The organism is Natronococcus pandeyae, from assembly GCF_008122205.1.
Taxonomy (GTDB): Archaea; Halobacteriota; Halobacteria; order Halobacteriales; family Natrialbaceae; genus Natronococcus; species Natronococcus pandeyae.
This window is the reverse complement of sequence record NZ_PHNJ01000002.1, coordinates 556918-578958: the sequence shown is the minus strand read 5'-3', so window position 1 is coordinate 578958 and position 22041 is coordinate 556918. Positions and strand designations below refer to the sequence as shown.

The following is a 22041-nucleotide window of genomic DNA, read 5'->3' as shown; positions in this document are numbered from 1 at the left end:
ATACGGTTTTGGACGGCCGCAATGAACGCACGAACAATGATCGATCGGACGTATCTGCGCGAGAATCCCGAGGAGGTGCGCGACGGCCTCGAGAACCGAGGTGCCGACGTGGATCTCGACGACGTGATCGACATCGACGAACGGTGGCGGGAGTTGAAAGCGCGCGGCGACGACCTGCGCCACGAGCGCAACCGGATCACCGAACGGATCGGAAAGCTGGTCGCCGAGGGAAAACAGGAGGAGAAAGACGAGGCGATCGAGCGCTCGAAGGAACTCAAAGCCGAAATCGAGGAGGTCGAGGCCGAGGCCGCCGAACTCGGCGACGAGCTTCGAGAACGGATGCTCGAGATCCCGCAGATCCCCCACGAGAGCGTTCCGCTGGGAATCGACGAACGCCACAACGTCGAGGATCGACGCTGGGGGTTCGACGAGCTGCGCGTCGACGCCGACGAGATCGCCCCCCACTACGATCTCGGCGAGGAGCTGGACATCATCGACGAGGCTCGCGGCGCGAAGACGACCGGCTCCGGCTTCTACTTCCTCAAAGGAGACGGCGCCCGACTCGAGCACGCGCTGATCCAGTTCATGATGGATATCCACCGCGAGCAGGACTACGTCGACCTCTTCCCGCCGGTGCCCGTCAAGAGTGAGGCAATGCGCGGTACCGGGCAGCTTCCGAAGTTCGCCGACGACGCATACCGGCTCGGCGGGAGCAACGAGGAGTACGACGACGACGATCTCTGGCTCTGTCCCACCGCCGAGGTGCCGGTCACCAACATGTACGCCGACGAGATCCTCCTGCAGGACGACCTGCCGCTCAAACACCAGGCGTACACGCCGAACTTCCGTCGCGAAGCCGGCGAGCACGGCACCGAGACCCGCGGCATCGTCCGCGTCCACCAGTTCAACAAGGTCGAACTCGTCAACTTCGTGGAACCGGAAGAGAGCTACGACCGCCTCGAGAACCTGCTCGACGAGGCGGAGGAAGTCCTGCGCCGGCTCGGCCTTCCCTACCGCATCCTCGAGCTCTGTACCGGCGACCTGACTTTCGCTTCGGCGAAAACCTACGACATCGAGGTCTGGGCCCCAGCCGACGACATGGAGGACGGCCCCGACGAAGGCGGCCGGTGGCTCGAGGTCTCCTCGGCTTCGAACTTCGAGGATTACCAGGCCCGTCGCGCCGGCCTGCGCTACCGGCCCGAGCGCCACGAGTCGGCCGAGTACCTCCACACGCTGAACGCCTCCGGACTCGCCTTGCCCCGCGTGATGGTGGCGATCCTCGAGTACTACCAGAACGAGGACGGCACCGTGACGATTCCCGAGGCACTCCAGCCGTACATGGACGGCCAGGAAGTCATCGAGGGACACGAGAAGGTCGGCGAGAGCGCGCTGGGTGCCGGCGAACGAGAGTGAACAGTCCCTCCGACCGATGGACCGTCACCTGGAGATTCCCTACGAACGCCACGACCGAGTCAGACGACTGATCGACGCGATTCGGTACTGTCTCGAGAGTATCTCGCTGTCGTTCGACGGCTGGAACGAGCCCAGAATCCGCGGGCCGGGGACCTATTTCGCTATCGTCGCGGGCCGATCGATCACCGATTTCGCCGACCCGATGGGTGACAACCGCTGGCCGGTCGACGGTAGTCGTGAGGTCCTCGCGGATCTCGACGCCTTCTACGAGGCTGCCCAGCCAGTCGCGCTCGAGAACGATGGCGCGGTCGTCGTCAGCGTCGATGGCGTCGTTCAGGAGCAGATGGTTCGGTTTCGCGACCATCCCCACGAGGGCGACGGCTACGCGGACTGGATGGGAACCCGCCACATGAGCGCGCTCGATACCTCACTCCGGGACCCCGTCGTCGCGACGCTGACGCTGAGTCAGGAAACCGGCCGCGTCACAGTCTTCAGGGACGGCGAGTACGATTCGATCGAACACGACGACCTCGCGTCACGCTGGCGTGAGGGGTAAGATATGGCCACGACACCGTACTGAGACACGGCCACGACACCGTACTGAGACACAGCCACGACACCGTATTTTGTGCCTCGCTGGTGCGACGCAACCGGTTGTGCCTCTTACTCACCAGGAGTGATCGGAGGACCGGAACGAACGGGGTTCATTTCGAGAGCACAGCGCCGCCGCTGCGGATCCGGGATCGAGAGAGAAAGAACTGCGGTAGAAATCGCGCGGCCGTCGCGGTCTATATGTAGTCGATGCTCGGCGGCAGCTCGAGCTTCATGCCCTTGCGCTCTCGGATCTCCATGATCTTCTCACGCTGGAGCGAGTCGGACATGACCTCGAAGCCGGCGTTCTCCGTGTTCCAGGAGGCACGACCCTCGGTCGCGGAGCGAATGTCGCTCGCGAAGCCGATCATCTCGTCGACGGGCGCGATACCCTCGACGACCATGAGGTCGCCTTCCTGGTACATGTCGTCGACGCGGCCACGACGACCCTGGATCTCGCCGGAGGCGGAGCCCATGTGGTCGTTCGGCACGTCGATACGGACGTCCTGCATCGGCTCGAGCATCTTGATCTGGCCGTCGATCAGCGCCTTGTGGACGGCCTCTCGGGTCGCGGGAATAACCTGTGCCGGACCGCGGTGGATGGTGTCCTCGTGGAGTCGAGCGTCGTGCAGGCGGATGAGCGAGCCCTGAACCGGCTCGTTCGCGAGCGGGCCGTTGTCGAGGGCGTCCTCGAGTCCCTCGATGAACAGCTCCATCGTCTCGTTCAGGTGCTGGATACCCTTCGTCTGGTCCAGCAGGATGTTCGAGCCGTGGATGTGCTCGACGTCCTGGGAGTCGTCCTTGTCCATGCCGGCGTCCTGCAGCGCCTCGCGGCGCTCCTGTTCGGGCATGTCCATCGAGGCCTCGCCCAGCTTGATCGTTTCGACGATGTCGTCGGCCATCGGCTCGATGGAGATGTAAAAGCGGTTGTGACGGTTTGGCGAGATACCCTCGACCTCGTCACTCGACCGCTGGGGCTGCTCGCGATAGACGACGATCGGTTCGCCGGTGTTCACGGGGATGCCCTGGTTCTTCTCCATACGCTGGGTGATGACCTCGAGGTGGAGCTCACCCTGTCCGGAGATCAGGTGTTCGCCGGTGTCCTCGTTGATCTCGATCTGGATCGTCGGATCCTCCTTGGAGAACTGCCGGAGCGCCTCGATGAGCTTCGGCAGGTCGTCCATGCTCTTGGCCTCGACGGACTTGGTGATGACCGGCTCGGAGATGTGTTCGATCGACTCGAAGGGCGTCATCTCCGTGCTCGAGACGGTCGAACCGGCGATGGCGTCGCGAAGGCCGGTTACGGCGGCGATGTTCCCCGCCGGAACGTTTTCGACTTCCTCGCGCTCGCCACCCATGTAGATCCCGACGGACTGGACGCGGTTCTTGCCCGCGGTACCGGAGACGTACAGCTCCTGGCCCTTCTCGAGCGTCCCCGAGAAGACACGGCCGGAAGCGATCTCGCCTGCGTGGGGGTCCATGCCGATGTCGGTGACCATCAGGACGACCTCTCCGTCCTCGTCGACCAGACGCATCGACTCCGCGAGTTCGGACTCGTCGTCACCGCGCCAGATGCGCGGGATACGACGGGGCTGTGCGTCGACAGGGTTCGGGAAGTGCTCACAGACCATGTCGAGGACGACGTCCGACAGGGGCGTGCGCTCGTGGAGCTCCTGACGCTCGTCGTTTCGCTCGAGTTCCATGATCTCGCCGAAGTCCATGCCGGTCCGCTGCATCGAGGGCATGGAGACACCCCACTTGTAGAGTGCGGATCCGAAACCGACGGTTCCGTCCTCGACGGAGACCGTCCAGTCGTCGATATCGTCCATCTCCTCGGTCATGCCGCGAATGAGTTCGTTGACGTCGTTGATGACCGAGACGAGACGCTGTTGCATCTCTTCGGGCCCTTCCTGCAGTTCGGAGATCAGGCGGTCGACCTTGTTGATGAACAGGGTCGGCTTGACGCCCTCCCGAAGTGCCTGTCGCAGCACCGTCTCCGTCTGAGGCATGGCGCCTTCGACGGCGTCGACGACGACCAGCGCACCGTCGACGGCGCGCATGGCTCGAGTCACGTCGCCACCGAAGTCGACGTGGCCCGGCGTGTCGATGAGGTTGATGAGGTGGTTGGTATCCTCGTACTCGTGGGTCATCGAAACGTTTGCCGCGTCGATGGTGATCCCACGTTCCTGCTCGTCTTCCTCCGTGTCCATCGCGAGCTGTTCGCCAGCGGTCTCGTCGGAGATCATGCCGGCACCAGCGAGGAGGTTGTCAGAAAGGGTCGTTTTACCGTGGTCGACGTGAGCGGCGATGGCGATGTTCCGGATGTTCTCCGGATTGTCCATCAACCGTTCACACTCTTGAACGATCTTCTTGCGTCGGCCCATATATCCACCAATACCGGTAGCGGGGTCAAAAGGGTAGTGTTTCGTCGTCGCCCCGAAATCGCCGCTCGTGCCCGTCGAACACGCCGAATGTCCAAATTGCGGGAGAGAATAGCACGCAGGAATTTCGGGTCCGATGCCAGCAACTGCGACGAGGTAATCTGTGGTAACCGAAGCTTCCAGTCCACAACAGCGGCTGACGCAGACACGCAACTATTTCACACCAGCTATAGCGGACTGGTATTATGTTCAATATACCAAGAAATTATATTCTAGCCGTTGTTATGTGGGAGCGAGTAGTTCACACTGGTCTGTGGTAGTAGATCGCTGTGCCATGGATGTCGGCTGCATCCGTTACTCACGATCCACCGCGGACCGACACTGCTAGCCCAGATATCACGCCAGGTGAAACCATCAGAAACCGCCGACCACAATGCGGCGAACGGACAGTGCTACAGTGAGAACAGCAGATAACCAGTTCGGATTCAGCACGGAGCACATGAAAGACCACTCGACGAATCAGGATTCCCGAAAGCAGTCGACACGATCCCAGGCCAATGGTACGGGAGCGGTCACCGAGTCGACCAGCAGGTTGTCCGCCATCGGCGTCGGTGCTGCCGTCGTCCTGTTCAGCGGATATATCTTTCCGATCTTCGGACAGATCGTCGGTGGAATCGCTTCGGGATACCTCCGTGGATGCGACAGACGTGAGAGCGCTATTACCGGTGGCCTGGCTGCGGCACTGGCTACGATGCCCGGGCTCTTGCTCGTGTTCGGGATCGTGTTCTTCTTGTTTTCACCCCTGAGCTTCGACCCCGGATCGATGCTCGTGTTATTCGGCATCATCGCGTTCTTCTACGTTGCACTGATCGCTATCGCGGCCGGGATCGGCGCCCTCGGTGGAGTCATCGGTGCGACCGTCACGAACAGATCGGCACCCACGAACGAAAAACACCACTGACCGTTCGACCTCGAGCGATTCGTCGCCCTCATTTAAGACAGCGTCTTCCACTCGTCGATCTTCCCATCGTACAACTCGAGTTTGATATCTCCAGACACGATACTATCTCCGCTGGTAACCGAGACTTTTTCCTATCAGATGTCAATTGATGCTCGTTCAGTAGGTCGGTGAAAGAGTTGACCAAAGCTACAGAAAAGGGACGATGCGGTATGTCTCCACATCAGTTCGGTGAAACTGAGCGCAAGAATCTTATTCGCGGATCGCCTGTCATAAATATCTATGAAGCTCCGCGTACAGGGCACGGGCCCGACCTCTCCATTTCTAAGCGCCCGTGACCTCTTCGAAACAGAACACGACCTCTCGCTGCCGGTCTACGTCCAGCTGCGCGACGACCCTGACGTCCGCACCTGGGCCGGCCATTACGACGACAGGCACGTCCTGAACATCTCACGACAGGCCGCCTCGAGCGCGATGGCCCGCGAACTCGCCCTCCACGAACTCGCCCACATGGCTCGCTACGAGCAGGAACACCCCTCACACATCCAGTCCACCGAGGAGGTGCTCTACCTCGCGCTGGCCGGGAAGAGCGTCGAACGCCGAAAGCTCTCGCACTGCTACCAGATCGCGAACCACATGAAGGACATCTACGCCGACGACATCACACTCGCGGTCGGCCCCGGTGAAAAATTACTCTCGTTTTTCGAGTCGAGTCTCGCGGCGGCGGTCGCCGACCGACCCGAGAGTCCACCTCGACCCGGGTTCGAACGGCTTTCGGCGAGTGCAGATCCCGAAATCACGGCGGTCAACGCGGCCTTCGCACTCGCACTCGCGGAGCGACACGAACTCGTCGACGACGATCACCGACTGTACGACCTCGCACACGCGGCCGCGATGGACGCCCCGCACATCGAGTTCGAGGAGTTCAAACGCCGTTTCCGGGAACTCGCTCGCGACCCCGACTCGAGCAGTTACCGACAGGTGCTCGTAGAGGCGACGCGCGCGTACGTCGGCGGAAGCGGGCCCGCCGCAGATTGACTCACGGGCGAACTGCCGTACGCCTTACCGCTCCCCGCGGATTCAGCTACCCGAACGTTTAATGTTTTACACCACATAGCGCTGGAACATAGTAGTGATGTTCTCGGAGACCGACCGCCGTGGCGGGCCGGACGACGCGTTTATCGAGGAACTCTCCCGGTTGAAACGCCAGGGTGCAAGCGTGCTCGTCGTCGGGTCCACTCGAGCCAGCCAGCAGACGGAAACCTGTCGCCGACTTCTCGGACACGCCATCGAGCGCCCACGTCGACGGATCCTGGTGTCGACGGCCGGGGGAACGCGTGACGTCTTCGACGTCGTGAGCGAGCGAACGGCAGACAGACTCAGCGTCATCACTCACGACGTCCAGACCCGCAGCGCCGCCGCAGCCGATTCGTCCCCAATCTCGGCGATTCCCGAGACATCGACCAGCACCGACTCGATCGTCGACCTCGGCGTCGCGATCTCGAGCGCGATCGAAAATCTCGAAACGGCTGCCGACGGACTCGAGCCCTCCGAGCTTCGGATCGGCGTCGACTCGTTGCTCCCGCTGCTCGAGGAGTACGGGAGGGAACGAGTCTTCCGCTTTATTCACCTCACTAACGGTCGAACGAGGGATGCGGGGGGGATGATTCATTACCACCTGCCGGTCGAACGAGACGCGGATATCGCTCCGGTTCTCTCGCCGCTGTTCGACGTCATCGTCGAGCTACGGGAACGAAACGGAGTCTCTCAGGAGCGATGGTCGCTCAAGGGTGGCACGCTCTGTTCCGGATGGATTTCGACGACGGAGGTATGAAACAACCGCGTTCGTATGTCTGATGAGAATCTGAAACAGGTATCGAACACCTCCAGAGGCGGACTACTGACGAGCTATCTTCGCAGATGAAACCGACATTCGAGCCGACGAAGGACGGGTTGGAGATTATCGACCGGATTGAGCGGCATCGTTATCGGCTCACAACGCACGAGCCAGTTTCGCCGGAGCCCGTCGACTGTAATCAGATTCAGTATCCTGTCGATGCAGCAGTCAGGATTACGACCGATACGATAACACTTCCGTCAAACAATCACATCTACATCCGCGGAAGCGACGGATCGATGGTCGCCGAAGTGAAGCCAGACCAACAGGCGTTTCTTCCGGACGGCAAATACACGCTCGATCTATCTGGACCGTTGAAAGTATATGCCCATGTCAAGGACTCTGTACAGGTATATTCCGATACGGAACGCACCCACGTCAGCTTTGGTAAGACGTCATCAGTGATAGTTGGTGCGCGATCCCGTCATACTCGCCCCGCAAGAACAATTACCACAACGTCTGATCCAGTTGACGTGATGCAGACGGTCTCAATGTTTGGCTCGGCGCTGAAAACGACGACAGCTGAGCGATCCTATCCAACTTTGCGCGGACATCCACCAGCTGTCAAATTAGGATCTGAACTTGCTATTCCCAGCGAGTTGAAGCAGCCGAAAACAGGTATCGAGATCGAAGTGCCGCTGACTCTTGAGCATGTGTTTGTAGTCGCCCCGCTCGCGTACTATCTTGGTGCCAAAATCGTACCGGGTTCAGTGCCACAACTCACCACTGAGACAGGGTACAACCGCACACTTATCGGAGAGAGAGGTTTCGAATCGACCGTTAGGCGTATTCTCAAGCACGTGTTCTTTCTCGACTGTATAGTCCGGACGGAAGGAATTACACCACTTCCCCTTCGCGAACAGAATGCAGTCGAATCAGTCCTCGATTTCGAAATCGAACCTGTATATAAGCAATCGCTTCCCAAGCAACTCGAGACTTATTTTAGTGTACCATTCTCGGCCATCAAGCCGTACTTTTCAGAGTGGCGGCTTGAGACAAAACTCAAACCAAAAAAAGAGTTCGTCGAATTTCTCCCATTTATATCTAATAGCCTCTCTACAATAAATATCCAGTCAGAGAGTGAAGATATTCAGTCACCCAACGGAGACCAAGCACAAGCCATTTCAGAATTTACACGGAGCAATCTTATTCGGAGTACAGATCCTGTTCGGAGTAACGATACCTCGTCTAACCCAATTGTTGAATCGACACCACCAACTATACAGCAAGTATGGAATAGCCAAAACACTTCAGAGATTGTCAGTACAACCCCACTCTCGGCATTTGAAAACAGCATTGGCCGAAATCCCCGGTCAGATCCTATTGAGATCCAAGTCGTATGTAATGACCTAGATATGCATAAAGAACTCAAATCAGTGAACAATATTTATGGAAGTCGTGAAGAACTTCCGTTTGATGTCACCGTACACCATGACGTTACAATAAATGAACTAGAGCAGTTATTGACAACTGAGAGCGACTTTTTGCACTATATTGGTCATATTGATGGGAATGGTTTTCAGTGTTCAGATGGGAAATTGAATGCATCTGAAATTGAAAAGGTAAGTGTCAAAGCCTTCTTGTTGAATGCTTGCCAGTCCCATAATCAAGGATTGCACCTTGTTGAAGCAGGAAGCATTGGTGGTATTGTAACTCTTGGTGATGTCGTTAACAGTGGGGCGGTGAGAGTTGGGAGTACAATCGCTCAGTTACTGAACCAAGGTTTCCCTCTCTATGGTGCCTTATCTATTGCTAAGAATGAAAGTATAATAGGGAAACAGTATTTAATAGTGGGTGATGGAATGACAACGATCGCTCAATCAGAAACGGAGGTGCCAAATTCATGTGTTGTGAAAAATATCGGGGATAAAATATCAGCAGAAATATACATATATGATTCTGTACAAGCTAAAGTGGGAAGTTTATTTACTCCACATTTGGGTCCCATTGATTCTTATCATTTAGTTCCCGGAAAAACCCAAGAAGTTCAAGTCGGAAGAGATCAGTTTAGAGATTTTCTTGCTCAAGGAAAATTTCCTGTTTTATTTGGCGAATCAGTTTGTTGGAGCGATGAAATCCATATTGATACTCAATGAGTATTTATGGACCAGTATATGAACTGCCATTAGCTGCTACAGTTCCTACATTAGAGATCACTAACAAGATCGTGAATAGGACGCCGATCATTCGTGGGTGCTTCTTTAGGTATTGGGTTAGGTCGGTCATGCTACACAGAAACCATTGTGCTGGAGGATAATGAATTTATTCTAATATAACATAGATAGAATGCATAGAAACATAGTATAGTTTGAATTAGAAAAAGTAGCCAAAATAGAATAACAACGATATACAGGATATTGCTAGTTCATCGAATCACGAAATGGAGGTGAAAATACTAGGGAATAATCTCACTTCTGCTATACAGCGATCAACAGAACTATATCAATTGAGTGTTACAGGGATATAATCATATACAGAAATCATTGAATGGGAACAGCAATTAGCTATAGAGGAAATGGTAAATTCGTAACATGTATGTCCTGAGGCAAACTCTGATATAGTATCATTAGCAGCTACTAAATTCGCATACTATACATGGAAATTAAATTCAAGAAGGATGATGGAGGTATAGATATTATTGACCCGATTGAGCGCCGTCGTGAGCAAATTATCATAGATGAGTCAGTTGTAATAGAGCACACTGAATGGGATTTACCCCGGTTTCCAGTTGATACAGCCATCACAACCACTACAAACAAATTCACACTCCCAAACACAGGTTCCTTGTACGTGCGCGGTGAAAATAGGGAGATTATCTCCGAGGTTGATTCAGATGAAGATGTCTATCTCCCATATGGAGAATATTTCTTAGAGATGTCTAAGTCCATTAAAATTTATATTAATATCAATAGTAGTTTATATATACGATCTAATGATTTTGGTAGACAAATTAACTTGGGGAGTCGGGGAGAAATAATTATTGGGGCACGGTCTTATCATACACAACCAGCAGGAGCTATCGTAACAACCTCATCACCAAGAGATGTGATGCAAGCCATCTCTGCTTTCGGTTCGGCACTAAAAACATCGAAACCTGAACGATCATATCCGACACTTCGCGGTCACCCACCTTCAATTGAGTTGGGAGAGTGTCTAGATATACCTACAGAATTAAACCAATCTGATACACCAATCCAGCTTGAGATACCACCAAAGCTTGATTATGTGTATAAGATTACGTCACTGGCATACTATCTAGGAGCAGAGATCGTTCCTGGTTCAAAACCCTGTCTTGTTACCAATGAGGGATATTCGTTTGATTTGGACGAGTCTGGTGATTTTGAGTCGACAATCGAACGCATTCTAAGACAGGTGTTTTTTCTTGATTGTATAGTTAGAACAGAGGGTCATGCACCAGGATCAGTACACGGATGGCAAAGGATCGAGTCTGCTCTCGAGTCAGATCTTTCCGAATTATATAATAAACCACCCGTCAAGAGGATTGAAAGCTATCTTGATATTCCATTTTCTACAATAGAATCGCAATATCCCATATGGAATCCCAGAATTACAGTCGAACCATGTAAAGAAAACATAGAGTTTTTGCCGTTCATTGCCGAAAGTCTCTCGATTGTTTCCACCGAAGACAAAAGTGGGCTTTCTTCAGCAAAACAAAAACGGTCCAAAAAAACAGACGAGACGTCTGTGTCAATAAGCCAGACAAATGATCCGGTCATTCAACAAAATTGGAATTGCAGCGGCGGCTCTAAAATAAAAAGTACAACGCCACTAACAGCGTTTTATAATGATATTGACCGGAGGCCAAAGGAAGACCCACTGGAAATTGAAGTTATTTGTAATGATCCGGACATGTCAGCCGAACTTGTAACGGCACACAGTGCATATGGCAATCGAGACGAGCTACCGTTCGATGTTACAATCCACCACAATTTAACAAAAGGTCGATTAGAAAGTATATTAGCGGACGAAAGTGACTTTTCCCATTATATTGGACACATTGATGAAAATGGATTTCGGTGTACGGATGGTCATCTAGATGCGTCTACACTTTCGAATGTTGGTTCAAAAGCATTCTTTCTTAATGCATGCTGCTCGCATAGTCAAGGATTAGAACTTATTAAAGCCGGTAGTATTGGAGGTATTGTTACTCAGGATAAAATTCAAAATAATCATGCAGTCAGTATCGGGAGTACAGTTGCCCGTTTGTTGAACCTTGGCTACCCCCTTTACGCTACAGTTGATATTGCTCGGAACGAAAGTCCTGTTGGAGAGCAATACCATATCGTTGGAAATGGACGTGTTTCAGTTGCCCAGCCAAAGACAATAGTCCCAAATTCTTGCTCAATAATTCAAAATGAGGGAGAGATAGGTATCATTATTAATTTGTATCAATCTAATGTGGGTGGGAAGGGATGTATTTTCATTCCTAGTCTAGATTCAATTGGTGATTACCATCTTGTCCAACAAGACGTTGGACCATATTCCGTTACGAAAGCAGAACTCGTAAGATTCTTAGATATTAATCCAATACCTGTAATGATTAACGAATCTATGTATTGGAGTGACGATATAAAGATATCTGATATATGAATACGAGCGATAGACGGGCATTTAGGAGTTGTTCGTCCGACGGAGAACTGAAAACTGGAAACCGCGTTAGCGTGCTGCAGCCGCCACGCGCTCTTTCTCTTCTTTCTGACTGACCGCGTAGGTCTGGACGTCGTAGTTGGCCGCGCCGATAAGCTGGTTCGCGATGGCCTCTGCGACCGGTGTCGGCGTCTTGAACGACGCGCTCTGGACACCATCTGCGAGGAACTTCAGAGCCTGGTCGACCCGTCGCTGTGGGGCGACGTCGACGGCTTTCGGGACCGAGATTCCACCGTACTTCAGGCGGACGGTCTCCTCCCGAGGCGCCGAATTCTCGACAGCCGTCACGAGCACCTGCACTGGGTTCTCCTCGGTGCGTTCGTGGATGAGTTCGAACGCTTCACGGACGTGGTTGAGCGACTGCTGTTTCTTGCCCGTGTTCTCCTCGGTCTGCATAAGGCGGTTGATGAAGCGCTCGACGATCGAGATCTGGGACTTCTTGAACTGCTTGCTGGCGTGACGACCAGCGGTGTGAGCGACCGGCGTCACCGTGATGTACCGTTCGGTAGACGGGTCGCCGTACTCGATTTCGCCCATTTCCCACGTTCCGAACAGCTTGGCGGAGACATCTGCGTCACCGGCAGGAGCGTCAGGGTCTGGTTGGTCTTCAGCAGCCATCGTTATCGCACCGGTTTCTCTGCGTTTCCGCGGACGAGTTCGATCAGCGAGACACCGTTGACCTTCTCGACCTTGTAGTTGACACCCGAGAGGTCACCCATCGCACGACCCTTCGCCCCACCGATACCGGCGATGGTAACTTCGTCGTGCTCGTCGATGAACGAGATTGCACCGTCACCGGGACAGAACGCGGTAACCTGCTTCCCGTTCTTGATCAGCTGCACTCGAACGCACTTTCGAATCGCCGAGTTGGGCTGCTTTGCTTCGATGCCGACCTTTTCGAGTACGATACCTCGAGCCTGTGGGGCCCCCTCGAGGGGGTCGGACTTCTCCCGAAGTCCACGGGCGCGGCGCGCGTAGTCAGAGTCGGACCACCGCTGGTTCTGGCGGTCCTTCTTGAGCTTGCGCGCGGCGTACTTGCCGTTTGCCATGTGCCTCGCTATCCGTTGGAGCCACTTAAGCGTCCCTGTTTAGAGGCGCGAGTTACGGCCCGAGAGCGCTCGAGGAGGTGCAATGAAGATTTCTCAGGCCGTTTCGTCGCTCGAGGAATCCTCTCGGCGAGTGTGCCGACACTGGGGAGCAAAGAACGGATTCGTCGGCTGAGCTCGGCAAATTCGTGTCGGTCGCGACGGCGAGAAGAGGGGGCGAAACGGGGCTCAGGTCAGCTGAATGTCGTCGATGTCGAAGTGCCGATCGGCGAGCGTCCGCGCAGCGTCGATCGTCCGGCCGTTCGACCCGATGGCGACGCCGCGGTCCTCGTCGGCGACTTCGACGTAGGCGACGGTGTCGTCGTTCTCGCTGATCGTGACGTTGTACACCGCTGCCGGAGCGAGTGTGTTCGCGACGAACGCCTCCGGGTCGTCTGCGTCTTCGACGAGCCGAACCGTCGCTTCGACCTGCTCCTCGAACCGCTGGATGGTCTGTCCGCCAGGACCGATCGCGTCGCCCATCTGATCGCTCGCGACGACGAGGATCAGACGGTCGTCGCTGTCGGCATCGTCGGCCGTATCGACGATGCAGTCCTGTCCGGTCGCACCCGTTACGTCCTCGAACAGCGCGAGATACTGACGGGCGTCGTCGTCGAGGGTAACTGCCATCGATCAGTCCGCCTGACTGCTGCCGCCCGAACTCGTCGATCCCATCCGCAGATCGACGTCGCCGGTACCGAGCTTGATCGGTTTGCCGACGATGACGTTCTCCGTAACGCCGTCGAGATCGTCGACCTCGCCGTGGATAGCCGCATTGAGCAGGTGGTTGACCGTCACCTCGAACGCTGCACGGGCGAGGACGGATTCCTTCGAGCCCGAAATACCGTGGCGGCCGATCGACTCGATCTCTCCTCGGTTGGTCATCATGTCCGAGACCAGCATCAAGTGCCGAACGTTCACGTCGTCGAGACCCTGTTCGGCCAGCGTGTTGTTCGTCTCCTCGATGATCGCTTCGCGAGCGGCCTCGATTCCGAGGTTGCGGTGGATCTCGTGGATGTTGTTACACGTCGTTCGCGAGGCGTCGACACCCTCGATCTCGAGGGCGTCGCCAAAGGACGAACCCTCGGTGTAGAGGACGAACTCCTCGCTGCCGTCGTCCATCTCCTCGCGACGGATGACGACGCGAGAGATCTCCTCGATCCCTTTGAACGTGATGTCGCGCAGTTCCTCGACCAACTGCAGCAGGTCCCGGTAGGACGGCTCCTCCGGACCGAACTCGATCTGGGTTCCCTGCTGGACGGCCTTGACGCCGAGGTTGTCCTGGATGATTTCTGCGACCTCCTCGGGTGTGATCATTCGCTCCTCGAGCGTGTCCTGGTTGAGCGAGATCTGAACGCGCATGTCCGCGACGTTCGTGGAGACGTCACCCAGCGCGAGGATCTTCGTCGCCTCGATCTTCCAGACGACTTCGTGGGCCTTCTCGCGCTCGGTGGCGTACTCGTCCTCGAGGAAGACCGTCATCATCGGCGTGTCCGGAGTCTTCCGCGCGTCGACCAGCTCGATCAGTCGCGGCAGCCCCTGGGTCACGTCGATCTCTGCGACACCGGCGTAGTGGAACGTGTTCATCGTGAGCTGCGTTCCGGGTTCGCCGATCGACTGCGCCGAGACGGTGCCGACGGGGTCGAGCGGATCGACCCGCGTATCGAGGTAACGAGCCTCGACGGCCTTGGCCAGTTCGTCGGCGTCCTCGACGGTCGCATCGCCACGGCCCTCGAGCGTCTCGTAGACCTCGTCCTTGAGCCGCCGGGGGAGGTCGGTGTCTTCGACGACGGCGATCGTGTCGTCGTCGACGGCGTAGTCGACCTCAGTCATCGGAGGTCACCTCCGTGCCCTCGGTGAGTCGAGTATCCGCGTGTTCGGAGAGGTTCGTCTGTTCCGGCTTGGTTCCGAGGAACTCCTCTCGTTCCGCTTCGGAGGCGAACTCGGAGTCGAGGACGCGATCCGCGATGTGTTCGACGTCGATATCGTTGTCGTCGCTGGAGGAGACCTTGACCGGCGACGTGCCGTCTTCGCCGAACTCGAACTGAACGATGGTGTCCGAAGTGTCTCGGACGGTCCCGTCGTACTGGGTCTCCAGTTCGGAGAGCGCGTTGATCAGGCGACGCTGGAGGTATCCGGACTTCGAGGTACGGACTGCCGTGTCGACCAGGCCCTCGCGACCACCCATCGCGTGGAAGAAGAACTCCCGCGGGGTGAGGCCGCTGGTGTAGGAGTTCTCGACGAAGCCGTGTGCTTCCGCCGAGAGGTCGTTCGGCTTGTAGTGGCTGAGGGTTCGGTCCTCGTAACCGCGGTTGATCCGTTCTCCGCGAACTGCCTGCTGACCGACACAGCCGGCCATCTGGGTCAGGTTCAGCATCGAACCACGGGCACCCGACTCGGCCATGACGACCGCCGGGTTCTCGCTGGAGAAGTCCTCCTCGGCGATATTCCCGGCGTTGTCACGAGCCCGCGAGAGCGTCTGCATGATCTTCATCTCGAGGGTCTCGTCGATCGTTCGGCCCGGCAGGGACTCGAGTTCGTTCCGCTCGTAGGCCTCGATAAGTTCCTCGACGCGGTCGTTTGCGTCCGTAATGGTCTCGTCGATCCGAGCCTGTGCTTCCTCCGGGATCGTCTCGTCGTCGATGCCGATCGAGAACCCGAAGTGCATGATCGCCCGCATCGCGAGCGTCGAAACCTCGTTGATGAAGATCCGGGCGCGCGTGTTGCCGTAGACCTTCGTGATCGTGTCGACGATCTCGCCGCCGAACTCGCCGACCTCGTCCTCGGCGATCGTTCCCTCGAGGAGTTGGCCCTCCTCGACGACGACGTCTTCGCCGACGGTGCCGGTGAACTCGAGGTTCAGGTCGTCGGGCAGCAGTTCGGAGAAGACGTCGTACCCGGTCCAGAACGGCTCCCCCTCGTCGTCGACGCCGCTCGGCTCGGGCAGTTCGTCGATCCGGGTCGCCCGGAGCAGGTCGAGCGCCTGGGTCTCGTTGAACCGCGGGTTGTCGTGAGTCAGGAGATACATCCCCGAGATGTGGTCCTGAATGGCGCCGATGATGTTCTCACCGAAGCGCGGGCTCAGGATCTGTTCTTGCACGCGCATGAGGACGCGCGCTTCCGCGCGGGCCTCCTCGTTCTGGAGGGCGTGCATGTTCATCTCGTCGCCGTCGAAGTCAGCGTTGTACGGCGGACAGACGACGGTGTTGAGACGGAACGTCTTGTACGGCATGACCACGACCTCGTGGGCCATGATCGACATCCGGTGGAGCGACGGCTGGCGGTTGAAGATGACGATGTCGCCGTCGACCAGGTGTCGGTTGACCTCCCAGCCGGCCTTGACTTTCTCTGCGAGCTGTTCGCAGTTCTTCTCGGTCACCTTCAGCCGGCGGCCGTCGGGACGCCGGACGTAGTTCGCACCGGGGTGGCCCTCGGGGCCGTTCGAGACGTACCGGCGAGCCTCCTCGACGTTGCGCTCGGTGACGTTCATCGTCTGGGTCATCTCCGTCGCGACGCGGTCCGGAACGCCGACCTCGTTCAGCGAGAGCGTCGGGTCCGGCGAGATGACGGTACGCGCAGAGAAGTTCACACGCTTCCCGGACAGCGAACCACGGAACCGCCCCTCCTTGCCCTTGAGACGCTGGGAGAGGGTCTTGAGCGGTCGACCCGAACGGTGACGGGCCGGCGGCGTTCCCGAGATCTCGTTGTCCATGAACGTCGTGACGTGGTACTGCAGCAGTTCCCAGAGGTCCTCGATGATCAGCTGTGGCGCACCGGCCTCGCGGTTCTCCATGAACCGCTGGTTGATCCGAATGATGTCGACCAGCTTGTGGGTGAGGTCGTCCTCACTCCGCTGACCGTTGTCGAGTGTGATCGACGGTCGCGCGGTGACCGGCGGGACGGGAAGGACCGTCAGGATCATCCACTCCGGCCGGGAGCGCTCGGGATTGATCCCGAGTACTTCGATGTCCTCGTCCGGGATGTTCTCGAACCAGTCCCGGATATCGCTCGGCATCAGCTTGTTCGTGTCCTCCTCGGTGAGGTCGATGTCGAGTGCCTTCTCGATGGCCTTGCGCTGGTTCTCGCGCGGCCGGAACGAGCCCGAGAGGATCTCGTTGACCCGCGAGAGTTCGATCTCGGTCTTTTCGGCGAGTTCGTCCGGCGTCGTTCGATCGACGCCAGCCTCCTCGTCGCCCTGCATCGCGCCGGCGATCCGCTGGGAGTACTCGCTCGTGAGGACCTGCTGGACCTCGTAGTAGGTCGTCGGCTTCTCGTGGTCGATATCGTACTGAATCTCGCCACAGAACGGACACCGATCCTTCTTTCGAGCCTGTCGGATGGCGGCTTTCGTGACGTCGTTCAGGTCGCGACCCAGCTTGCGCGATTCCGTGATCTGGTCGTGGAACTCCTCGCGTTCGTCCTCCGTCAACAGGAGCCGCGAGCACTCGCGGCAGGTGCCACGCAGGAGTCGGCGAATGAGCTTCGTGAAGCCGACGTGGATGACGGGTGCGGCCAGTTCGATGTGACCGAAGTGACCGTTACACGAACCCGAGTGCTTTCCGCAGGTCTTGCACTCGAGGCCGGGGTCGATGACACCGAGACGCGGGTCCATCAGACCCATGTCGATGGGGAAGCCGTCGTCGTCGTAGGTGTCGGCCGTGATGATCTTCGTCGCGCTCATCTCCCGGTACTCCTCGGGCTCCATGAGCCCGAAGTTGATTGATCCGATATCTTTTGGTGTGCTGTTTTGCATGGTGGTGGGTTAGACGGCGTCCTCCAGTTCCAGTCGCGGCGCGATACCCAGGGCCTTCATCTCGTCGAGTAAGAGCTTGAACGCGTAGCTCATCTCGATCTCGTGGATGTCCGTCTCCTCGTCGCAGTTCGGACAGTAGACACGCCGCTGTTCGACGTTTTCGACCGCGCTCATCCCACACTGCCCACAGATGTGGATGAACTCGCGGTCGGACTCGTCGAGCAGCCGTTCTTTCAGCGTCATCGCGGCACCGTGACCGATGAAGACGTCGCGTTCCATCTCACCGATACGGAGTCCACCCTCGCGGGCACGACCCTCGGTGGGCTGACGGGTCAGCACCTGCACCGGTCCGCGCGACCGGGCGTGCAGTTTGTTCGAGACCATGTGGTAGAGCTTCTGGTAGAAAATGATCCCGACGAAGATCTCCGCCTCGATCTTCTCGCCGGTGATACCGGAGTACATGGTCTCCTTGCCGGCCGAGTTGAAGCCGGACTCCTCGAGGCCCTCGCGGAGTTCCGACTCGTCCTCGCCGAGGAACGGCGTTCCGTCGACGCGGCGACCCTCCATCGCGCCGAGTTTGCCGCCGATCATCTCGAGGATGTGGCCGACGGTCATCCGCGACGGCAGCGCGTGCGGGTTGAGGACGAGGTCAGGAACGACCCCCTCCTCGGTAAAGGGCATGTCTTCCTGGGGTGCGAGGTGGCCGACGACTCCCTTCTGACCGTGTCGGGACGCGAACTTGTCCCCGAGTTCGGGGATCCGTTCGTCACGCACGGAGACCTTCGAGAGCTTCGAGCCGTCCTCGCCTTCCATCAGTGTGACCGTGTCGACGACGCCCGATTCGCCCGAGCGCATGGTGACGGAGGTCTCGCGGCGTTTCTGAGGCGAGAGACCGCCCATGTCGTCGGGTTCCTCGAGGAATCGTGGCGGACTCGTCTTTCCGAGCAGAACGGAGTTCTCGTCGACCGTCGTCTCGGGGTTGACGAGGCCGTCCTCGTCTAAGTGCGTGTAGGCTTCCTCGCCGCGGGCCCCGCGGACGTCCTGGCTCGGAATCTCGAAGCGGTCCTCCTGGCCGCCCGGATAGCGGCGTTCCTCGCCCTCGTAGGTCCGGAAGAAGTGCGACCGGGCGAGCGCGCGCTCGACACTGGCCTTGTTCATGACCAGCGCGTCCTCGATGTTGAACCCCTCGTAGCTCATCACGGCGACGACGAAGTTCTGGGCGGCAGGCCGGTCGTCGAAGCCAATCTGTTCGGTCGTCTGGGTCTTCACCATCGAAAGCTGCGGGTAGTGCAGCAGATGCTGGCGCGTGTCCGGCCGGATCCGGTAGTTCGCGCTCGGCAGTCCGAGCGACTGCTTGATCATCCCTGCCCCCATCGTAATACGCGGCGACGCGTTGTGTTCGGGGTACGGAATCATCCCCGCACCGATCCCGAAGATCAACGACGGGTCGATCTCGAGGTGGGTGTGGTCCTCGTCGAGGTCGTCTTCGTCGACGGCGACGTAGATGTCCTCTTCCTCCTCGGCGTCGATGAACTCGATGTAGCCGTGGTCGACGAGGTCTTCGAACTCGAGGTCGTCGTCCTGAAGCGCCTCGATCTCCTGTTCTGAAATGCGCGGTTCGCCGTCTTCGACGACGAGGAGCGGGCGGCGAGCGCGGCCCGCGTCGGCGTTGACGATCACTTCGCGGGTCCGGTCTTTGACCGAGACGTTGACCATCTCGCTGACGTCGCCGATGCGTCGTGCTTCGCGGATCTGTTCGGCCAGTTCGTGCGGATCGGGATGGGTCCCCACCAGCGACCCGTTGACGTAGACCTTGGCTTCTCGTTGTTGGCTACTCATGATTGATTAGTCGTCTGCAGTCGATCGCTCGATACCCTCGAGGCCGGGAATGCCCTCGACCCCCATCGATGCCAGTTCCCGTTTGAGTCCCTGTTCGTCCTCGACGTTCTGGGAGAGCTCCATCGCCTGTGCGAAGTTCTTCACCAGTCCACAGTTCGGCCCCTCCGGCGTCTCGGAGGGACAGATGCGACCCCACTGGGTCGCGTGCAGGTCTCGCGCCTCGAAGTGCGGCTGCGAGCGCGAGAGCGGGCTGCGAAGCCGGCGCAGGTGTGAGAGCACACCCATGAAGTCCGTCCGGTCGACGAGCTGGGAGACGCCGGAGCGGCCGCCGACCCAGTTCCCCGTCGCGATCGGATGCTCGAGGCGTTCGGTGAGAACGTCGGATCGAACGACGGTGTTCACCGACAGGTTGCGGTTACGCATGTTCGCACGCTCGAGCTGGTACTTCACGTCCCGGGCCAGCTTGTTCAGCGCGGTCCGGAACAGGTCCTTCATCAGGTCGCCCGAGACCTTCAGCCGCTTGTTGGCGTAGTGGTCCTTGTCGTCGGCCTCGCGTCGTCCCAGCGCGAGTTCGAAGCAGGCCTCGGCCATCCGGCAGAGGTAGTGGGCTTTGTTGATTCGGACGTCCTCCTCCTCGACGCCCTCCTCGTGGAGATGCGGCAGGAGGTAGCGATCGATGACGTAGTTCGCCCGCTTGAGCTGGTAGTTCTTGCCCTGGCCGGAGGCGACGCGCTTCCCGAGTTCCTCGATGGCCTCCTCTTCGGTCTGAACTTCGGCTTCCTCGAGGTTCTCGAGCATGTACTTGACGACCTCGGGATCGTTCGAGACTTTGTGGACGATCTCCTCGTCGCTCTCGAGTCCGAGCGCACGGACGAGCGTGACGAAGTTGATCGAGCCCGAAACCGACGGGAACGAGACCTCGAGCAGTCCGTCCCGGGTTCGTTCACAGAGCACGAGTGCGCGGTAGCCACGCCGCTGGCTGAACGTCTTGGCGACCTGAATCTCGTCGCCGTACTTGGTGTCGTACTCCGCGAGGATCTTGTTCGGCGCGAGGTCCTCGCTGGTCATCAGTACGCGCTCGGAGCCGTTGACGATGAAGTAGCCACCGGGGTCGGCAGGGTCCTCACCGATCTCGATCAGTTCCTCGTCGGAGAAGCCGGCGATGTTACACTTGTCCGAGCCGACCATGATCGGCATCCGGCCGATCTTCGTCTCCGTGGAGTCGACGACTCGTTCGTCGCCCTCCTCGCCCTTCACGATGGACATCTCCATGAAGACCGGCGCGGAGTAGGTGATGTTCCGAAGACGTGCCTCCTGCGGGTAGAGGAGCTCTTCGGAGCCGTCGGCCTCCCGAACGCGGGGCGTGACGACGCGGACGTCGCCCAGTTCGACGTAGACCGGTTCCTCGCCCTCCTTGTCGCCGATGTCGGTGTCGATCGTCTCCTTCTCGTAGACGACTTCCTGCATACCCCGGTTGAGGAAGGCGTTGAACGAGCGGTAGTGATGTTCGGCGAGTCGTTCCTTCGAGAAGTATTCGCGCGAAATGTCGCGTCGTTCGGCTCTGTTGAGTTCTGTTGACATTTATTCTACCACGAGTCGGTATACCACGGCCTGGTCGGTCGTTCGTGAGTCTCGGACGATCTTGATGACGTCGCCGACCTCCGCATCGTCCGGCAGCGCGGAGTCGGTACGCTTGATTTTGGGCAGGTCTGTACGGTCGATATCGTACTCGGAGAGGACCTCCTCGAGGACGTCATCCTCGAGAACGGTGTGCTCCGGAACGAGTTCGTGTTGGCTTACGTCTACCATGTGTTGGTGTGGGCTATCGGGAGAGAAGCGGCTGTCACGAGATACTACAGGCACGTAGCGGCGGGACGCATTTAACCGTTACTAACTCGGCTCAGAAGCATAGCTAACCGGCCTGGCGAACCTGACCGGGACTATCTGTCACAACTACGCGTAGCCCGTTCTGGGTTATATTCCTTGTGGGTCGTGAGGGTAAGTACCACAGAGAACCGGCTAGCACGGTCGCTCGAGGAAATCGAGTATCGGGTCGACCTACCACACGTCGTTCGATTGGAAAGCCTTAATACTATCACCGGGAAACGATATATTGCGTCGAAAGACGGTGCGAGCATGCCCGGGTGGTGTAGTGGCCCATCATACAACCCTGTCACGGTTGTGACGCGGGTTCAAATCCCGCCTCGGGCGCTTTCTCGTCCTTTCGACTCTTCGGCCCGGGTGGTGTAGTGGCCCATCATACAACCCTGTCACGGTTGTGACGCGGGTTCAAATCCCGCCTCGGGCGCTTTCTCGTCCTTTCGACTCTTCGGCCCGGGTGGTGTAGTGGCCCATCATACAACCCTGTCACGGTTGTGACGCGGGTTCAAATCCCGCCTCGGGCGCTTTCTCGAAATCCAACGTCGCGAGCAACCAGCTTGCTGTGCTGCGAGCAT

17 protein-coding genes and 3 tRNA genes are annotated in these 22041 nt (G+C 57.9%); 10 read left to right on the top strand and 10 right to left on the bottom strand.

The genetic code is table 11. From position 1 onward, the window contains the following. The first annotated feature begins 36 nt into the window (after positions 1–36). Both serS and CV102_RS06420 read left to right on the top strand, forming a co-directional pair. The gene (gene serS / locus CV102_RS06425; protein ID WP_148857121.1) at positions 37–1413 is read left to right on the top strand and encodes a serine--tRNA ligase; all 1377 of its coding nucleotides are present in this window, start codon (positions 37–39) and stop codon (positions 1411–1413) included. A gap of 16 nt (positions 1414–1429) precedes the next feature. Then, on the top strand, positions 1430–1969 hold the full coding sequence (locus CV102_RS06420; protein WP_148857047.1) for a diadenylate cyclase: 540 nt from the start codon (positions 1430–1432) through the stop codon (positions 1967–1969). Between the two features lie 232 nt (positions 1970–2201). Here the strand turns inward: CV102_RS06420 and CV102_RS06415 are convergent, their stop codons facing one another. After that, positions 2202–4388, bottom strand: a complete 2187-nt coding sequence (locus CV102_RS06415) for an elongation factor EF-2 (protein WP_148857046.1) — start codon at positions 4386–4388, stop codon at positions 2202–2204. 496 nt (positions 4389–4884) lie between these two features. Here CV102_RS06415 and CV102_RS06410 point away from each other — a divergent pair, with 496 nt between their 5' ends. The 4 genes from CV102_RS06410 to CV102_RS06395 all read left to right on the top strand — a co-directional run bounded on the left by CV102_RS06410 (position 4885) and on the right by CV102_RS06395 (position 9336). After that, a complete protein-coding gene (locus CV102_RS06410; protein ID WP_148857045.1) occupies positions 4885–5346 on the top strand; it encodes a DUF5518 domain-containing protein in 462 nt (153 codons plus the stop codon). 279 nt (positions 5347–5625) lie between these two features. Continuing rightward, positions 5626–6381, top strand: a complete 756-nt coding sequence (locus CV102_RS06405) for a DUF5781 family protein (protein ID WP_148857044.1) — start codon at positions 5626–5628, stop codon at positions 6379–6381. Between the two features lie 97 nt (positions 6382–6478). Further along, positions 6479–7177 carry a DUF7504 family protein gene (locus CV102_RS06400; RefSeq protein WP_148857043.1) on the top strand — a complete coding sequence of 233 codons (699 nt, stop codon included), beginning with the start codon at positions 6479–6481 and terminating at the stop codon, positions 7175–7177. A 302-nt stretch (positions 7178–7479) separates the two neighbouring features. Then, entirely contained in the window at positions 7480–9336 is a 1857-nt protein-coding gene (locus tag CV102_RS06395; protein ID WP_306438833.1) for a hypothetical protein, read from the top strand. 4 nt (positions 9337–9340) lie between these two features. On the opposite strand, the gene CV102_RS27375 is transcribed toward CV102_RS06395, so the two are convergent. Continuing rightward, positions 9341–9466, bottom strand: a complete 126-nt coding sequence (locus CV102_RS27375; protein ID WP_449289626.1) for a DUF7503 family protein — start codon at positions 9464–9466, stop codon at positions 9341–9343. Between the two features lie 369 nt (positions 9467–9835). On the opposite strand from CV102_RS27375, the gene CV102_RS06390 reads away from it, so the two are divergent. After that, the gene (locus CV102_RS06390; RefSeq protein ID WP_148857041.1) at positions 9836–11851 is read left to right on the top strand and encodes a hypothetical protein; all 2016 of its coding nucleotides are present in this window, start codon (positions 9836–9838) and stop codon (positions 11849–11851) included. 66 nt (positions 11852–11917) lie between these two features. Here the strand turns inward: CV102_RS06390 and CV102_RS06385 are convergent, their stop codons facing one another. The 8 genes from CV102_RS06385 to CV102_RS06350 all read right to left on the bottom strand — a co-directional run bounded on the left by CV102_RS06385 (position 11918) and on the right by CV102_RS06350 (position 21394). Further along, positions 11918–12526 (bottom strand): 30S ribosomal protein S7, encoded by a 609-nt coding sequence (locus CV102_RS06385; RefSeq protein WP_148857040.1) that lies wholly within the window; start codon positions 12524–12526, stop codon positions 11918–11920. 2 nt (positions 12527–12528) lie between these two features. Continuing rightward, entirely contained in the window at positions 12529–12957 is a 429-nt protein-coding gene (locus CV102_RS06380; protein WP_005554545.1) for a 30S ribosomal protein S12, read from the bottom strand. 225 nt (positions 12958–13182) lie between these two features. Then, the gene (locus CV102_RS06375) at positions 13183–13623 is read right to left on the bottom strand and encodes a NusA-like transcription termination signal-binding factor (RefSeq protein ID WP_148857039.1); all 441 of its coding nucleotides are present in this window, start codon (positions 13621–13623) and stop codon (positions 13183–13185) included. Between the two features lie 3 nt (positions 13624–13626). After that, positions 13627–14826, bottom strand: coding sequence for a DNA-directed RNA polymerase subunit A'' (gene rpoA2 / locus CV102_RS06370; RefSeq protein WP_148857038.1), 1200 nt, complete (start codon positions 14824–14826; stop codon positions 13627–13629). Next, positions 14819–17746, bottom strand: coding sequence for a DNA-directed RNA polymerase subunit A' (locus tag CV102_RS06365; RefSeq protein WP_148857037.1), 2928 nt, complete (start codon positions 17744–17746; stop codon positions 14819–14821). Before CV102_RS06365 ends, rpoA2 begins: the two co-directional genes overlap by 8 nt. A gap of 9 nt (positions 17747–17755) precedes the next feature. Next, positions 17756–19585 (bottom strand): DNA-directed RNA polymerase subunit B, encoded by a 1830-nt coding sequence (gene rpoB / locus CV102_RS06360; RefSeq protein WP_148857036.1) that lies wholly within the window; start codon positions 19583–19585, stop codon positions 17756–17758. Positions 19586–19591: 6 nt separating this feature from the next. Further along, complete coding sequence (locus CV102_RS06355) at positions 19592–21166, bottom strand: DNA-directed RNA polymerase subunit B'' (RefSeq protein WP_148857035.1); 1575 nt, start codon at positions 21164–21166, stop codon at positions 19592–19594. Beyond that, a complete protein-coding gene (locus CV102_RS06350) occupies positions 21167–21394 on the bottom strand; it encodes a DNA-directed RNA polymerase subunit H (protein WP_148857034.1) in 228 nt (75 codons plus the stop codon). 329 nt (positions 21395–21723) lie between these two features. On the opposite strand from CV102_RS06350, the gene CV102_RS06345 reads away from it, so the two are divergent. From CV102_RS06345 to CV102_RS06335, 3 genes are all read left to right on the top strand, one after another. Continuing rightward, positions 21724–21796 (top strand) — tRNA-Asp (locus tag CV102_RS06345). A 24-nt stretch (positions 21797–21820) separates the two neighbouring features. After that, positions 21821–21893, top strand: a tRNA-Asp gene (locus CV102_RS06340). A gap of 24 nt (positions 21894–21917) precedes the next feature. Beyond that, positions 21918–21990 (top strand) — tRNA-Asp (locus CV102_RS06335). The last annotated feature ends 51 nt before the right edge of the window (positions 21991–22041 follow it).

Coding starts and splice junctions, on each gene's coding strand:
- serS (WP_148857121.1), top strand. CDS start 37: ATGATCGATCGGACGTATCTGCGCGAGAATCCCGAGGAGGTGCGCGAC.
- CV102_RS06405 (WP_148857044.1), top strand. CDS start 5,626: ATGAAGCTCCGCGTACAGGGCACGGGCCCGACCTCTCCATTTCTAAGC.
- CV102_RS06400 (WP_148857043.1), top strand. CDS start 6,479: ATGTTCTCGGAGACCGACCGCCGTGGCGGGCCGGACGACGCGTTTATC.
- CV102_RS06365 (WP_148857037.1), bottom strand. CDS start 17,746: ATGCAAAACAGCACACCAAAAGATATCGGATCAATCAACTTCGGGCTC.
- CV102_RS06355 (WP_148857035.1), bottom strand. CDS start 21,166: ATGTCAACAGAACTCAACAGAGCCGAACGACGCGACATTTCGCGCGAA.
- CV102_RS06410 (WP_148857045.1), top strand. CDS start 4,885: ATGAAAGACCACTCGACGAATCAGGATTCCCGAAAGCAGTCGACACGA.
- CV102_RS27375 (WP_449289626.1), bottom strand. CDS start 9,466: ATGACCGACCTAACCCAATACCTAAAGAAGCACCCACGAATGATCGGC.
- CV102_RS06375 (WP_148857039.1), bottom strand. CDS start 13,623: ATGGCAGTTACCCTCGACGACGACGCCCGTCAGTATCTCGCGCTGTTC.
- CV102_RS06415 (WP_148857046.1), bottom strand. CDS start 4,388: ATGGGCCGACGCAAGAAGATCGTTCAAGAGTGTGAACGGTTGATGGAC.
- CV102_RS06380 (WP_005554545.1), bottom strand. CDS start 12,957: ATGGCAAACGGCAAGTACGCCGCGCGCAAGCTCAAGAAGGACCGCCAG.
- rpoA2 (WP_148857038.1), bottom strand. CDS start 14,826: ATGACTGAGGTCGACTACGCCGTCGACGACGACACGATCGCCGTCGTC.
- CV102_RS06390 (WP_148857041.1), top strand. CDS start 9,836: ATGGAAATTAAATTCAAGAAGGATGATGGAGGTATAGATATTATTGAC.
- rpoB (WP_148857036.1), bottom strand. CDS start 19,585: ATGAGTAGCCAACAACGAGAAGCCAAGGTCTACGTCAACGGGTCGCTG.
- CV102_RS06395 (WP_306438833.1), top strand. CDS start 7,480: ATGGTCGCCGAAGTGAAGCCAGACCAACAGGCGTTTCTTCCGGACGGC.
- CV102_RS06385 (WP_148857040.1), bottom strand. CDS start 12,526: ATGGCTGCTGAAGACCAACCAGACCCTGACGCTCCTGCCGGTGACGCA.
- CV102_RS06420 (WP_148857047.1), top strand. CDS start 1,430: ATGGACCGTCACCTGGAGATTCCCTACGAACGCCACGACCGAGTCAGA.
- CV102_RS06350 (WP_148857034.1), bottom strand. CDS start 21,394: ATGGTAGACGTAAGCCAACACGAACTCGTTCCGGAGCACACCGTTCTC.